Origin of the sequence: Nocardioides sp., assembly GCF_031422975.1 — a bacterium.
Taxonomy (GTDB): Bacteria; Actinomycetota; Actinomycetes; order Propionibacteriales; family Nocardioidaceae; genus Nocardioides.
Genome location: NZ_JANPEO010000646.1, coordinates 1 through 2,995, shown reverse-complemented (window position 1 = coordinate 2,995; position 2,995 = coordinate 1). Strand labels below are relative to the sequence as shown.

Below are 2,995 nucleotides of genomic sequence, written 5' to 3'. Positions count from 1 at the left end.
CGTCGTCGAGCAGCAGTGGCGGCAGGTCCTTTCCGCGCCCGAGCCGGTAGCCGCCGCCGAGCCCCTGGGTGGCCAGCACGGGATAGCCGAGCCCGCGCAGGCGCTCGACGTCGCGCCGGATGCTACGGGTGGTCACGCCGAGCCGCTCGGCCAGCTCCGGCCCGGTCCACACCGGACGCTTCTGGAGCAGCGAGAGCAGCAGCAGGACGCGCTGGGTGGTGTCGCTCATGGTGACCATGGTGGCAGGCACAGCGGACAGATCCTGTCCGCTCGGGGCCCGATGGTCGCGGCGGGGCCTGAACGGCGCAAGCAGGCCGTGGGCTCACCCCCGCGATACCCACGGCCTGCTGCTCTGCGCCGGCGGGTGGGCTGTCCCCTGTTCGGCCCACACGCCTCGGCTGTAGGACAACGTTCTCGCGCGCACGGGGGTCCCGGCATCGGTAGTCCTACCTATTCCCGGGGCGGGCACCGGCGCTCGACCGATAGGTTCATCTCGTGCTCACCCCATGTCTCGGACGCGAGCAGACTCAGGCTCGTCTCGCCACGGCGTTGGCGTCCTCGCGCTGGGTCAGCATCGTGGGCCCGCCCGGCTGCGGAAAGACCCTGCTCGCGCGGCACGCGGCCGCCCGCGGTGACAGCACCTGGGTCAACGCACGCGGACTGGTGCGCGCCGACGACGTGATCTCGGCCTGTCTGGTCGCCCTCGAGGCAGCCCCGGCACCGGGCGACTCCCCCGAGGCAGCGCTGTGCCGGGCCATGGACGAGACCGACACCCTGCTCGTCGTCGACGGTCTCGACCTTGATCCCACCGCCCTCGGACCGACCTTCCAGCAGGTGATGACCGGGACCACCGACGCTCGGCTGGCCGTGACCTCGGTGACGATGGCCGGGCAGCCGGCCGAACGTGTGGTGCGCGTCGCGCCATTCATCGTCCCGCGCGACCACGAGCCCCTCTCGGGTCCGGCCGTCGACCTCTTCCTGCATCGCGTGGAGGCCGCCGGCGGACACCCCGTCGACCTCGACGGCCACGGCGACGACGTACGCCGCCTCCTCAACGCCTCCGGCGGGCTCCCCCTGCTCATCGAGCAGATCGCCGTCCAGATCGCGCTCGTCGGGGTCACCAACGTCGTGCCGACGGCCTCGCTGTCCGAGGCCGTGCACGGCTCCTACGAGCTGCTCGACGCCGACCAGCAGCGCTGTTTCCGACGGATGGCACAGATGACCTCACCGGTCTCGATCGACGTGCTCGCCGAGATCGCCGGCGTCGACCGTGACCAGGCCGCCGCCATCGCGGGAGGTCTCGTACGCCGCAGCCTGCTCGAGCTCCTGCCCGACGGCCGCTTCGACATGCTCACGCCCATCCGCCGGCACGGGCAGTTCCTCACCGCCTCCACCGACGACCGCGAGCAGACCCGCCGCGCCCTGCTCTCGTGGGCCGATCGCGTGGCCCCCGCCGACTTCAACACCGGCGCCGCAGACGCCCCCTGGCTGGCCGACCTGCAGGTGATGCGGACAGCGATCACGGCCGCGTGTGCCGATCCGGCGACCCGCACGCTCGGCTACGGGCTGGCCAACCGCATCTTCTCCTCCCTCTACACCTCGATGCGGGCCGCGGACGCGGTCGAGATCCTCGAGGCCACCCTGGTCAGCGGCGACGGTCCGGCCGAGATCGGCGCCCAGGTGGCGCGCCGCGCGGGCATCGCCGCCTCCGAGGGGCGTGGGACCTACGAGGGACTCTGGTTGCTCGACCGCGCCGACGAGCACGCTCTCAGCACCCCCGACCCCGACGACCAGCTGGCCAGGAACGCCTCCATCCGGGCGGAGATGCACCTCGACGCCGGAGCGCTGGTCAAGGCGGAGGCCGAGGCTCGCCGGGCGCTCGACCTCGGCACGCTCAGCGAGATCACCCGTCAGGCCGCCCGCACGCTGGCCGACGTGCAGGTCTCCCGCGGTGCCTTCCGCGACGCCACGGCCACGATCACGGACCTCCTGGCCGCCCGTGATCACCGAGACGAGCGCTGGATCTCGCTGTCGGCGCGCACGCTGCTGGCGAGGATCGCGCTCGAGCAGGGGCGGCCGACGGAGGCCACGTCGGCGGCCCGTGCGGTGGTGGCCGATGCTCACGCCATCGCCGAGGACCGGGTCGCGCTGCTCGCCGAGACGCTGCTCCGCCACCTCGACCCGGCGTTCACGCCCGCCGAGGTCGATCGTGACACCCTCCCGTGGGCGGTACGCGTCCCGGTGCTGGCCCAGGACGCGCGCGAGATGCTGCGCACCGGGGACCAGCAGCGAGCCGCCGGCCTCGCGGCCGACGTGGTCGTGCTGGCCGACAGCACCGGTCTGGGCCGCGACGCGGTCGAGGGTCGACTGCTGCTCGCGCGGGCACTTCTCGCCGGCGGCGACCAGAGCCAGGCGATCACCACGCTGCTGGCGGCGCTCGATCGCGCCGCCGAGATGCCCATGCCGTTGAGGGCCGCCGATGCGCTGGACGGCCTGGCCTGGATCGGCCAGCAACGCGACCTGCGCGAGTCACGCACGTTGGCGACCGCCGCGGCGTTGCTGCGTGCGCCTCGCCAGGCAGCCTCCTGGGGCTACGCCGCCGACCGGCCGCTGGCCGTCGGCCGTTCCGTGCCGGGCGGGTGGATCGTCGGCAACGAGTTCACGGCCGCCGGCGTGGAGGCCGTGGTGGGCCTCTTCTCGGGCGCGACCACCCGCGACACCGGCAGCGTGCTCGACCTGCTGAGCAACGCCGAGCGACAGGTGGCCGAGCGGGTCGCCCTGGGCCTGACGAGCCGGCAGATCGCCGCCGACCTCTTCATCTCGCCGCGCACCGTCGATGCCCACCTGACACACATCTACCGCAAGCTCGACATCACCACGCGCGCCAAGCTGGCCGCCCTCGTCGTCGACCCGCGATAGCCGAGTCGGCGCAAGTCAGGCGCCGAGTCGGCGCTTCCCGGGTGCCGAGTCGGCGCCTACTGGTGGATCAGCGCTG

2 protein-coding genes are annotated in these 2,995 nt (G+C 73.2%); one reads left to right on the top strand and one right to left on the bottom strand.

What is annotated here, in order from left to right; all coding sequences use genetic code 11:
• On the bottom strand, positions 1-229 hold a 229-nt coding region (locus RMO85_RS19010), incomplete at its 3' end, for a helix-turn-helix domain-containing protein (RefSeq protein WP_310530282.1).
• Between the two features lie 266 nt (positions 230-495).
• On the opposite strand from RMO85_RS19010, the gene RMO85_RS19005 reads away from it, so the two are divergent.
• On the top strand, positions 496-2,919 hold the full coding sequence (locus RMO85_RS19005) for a LuxR C-terminal-related transcriptional regulator (RefSeq protein WP_310530281.1): 2,424 nt from the start codon (positions 496-498) through the stop codon (positions 2,917-2,919).
• Positions 2,920-2,995: the final 76 nt, after the last annotated feature.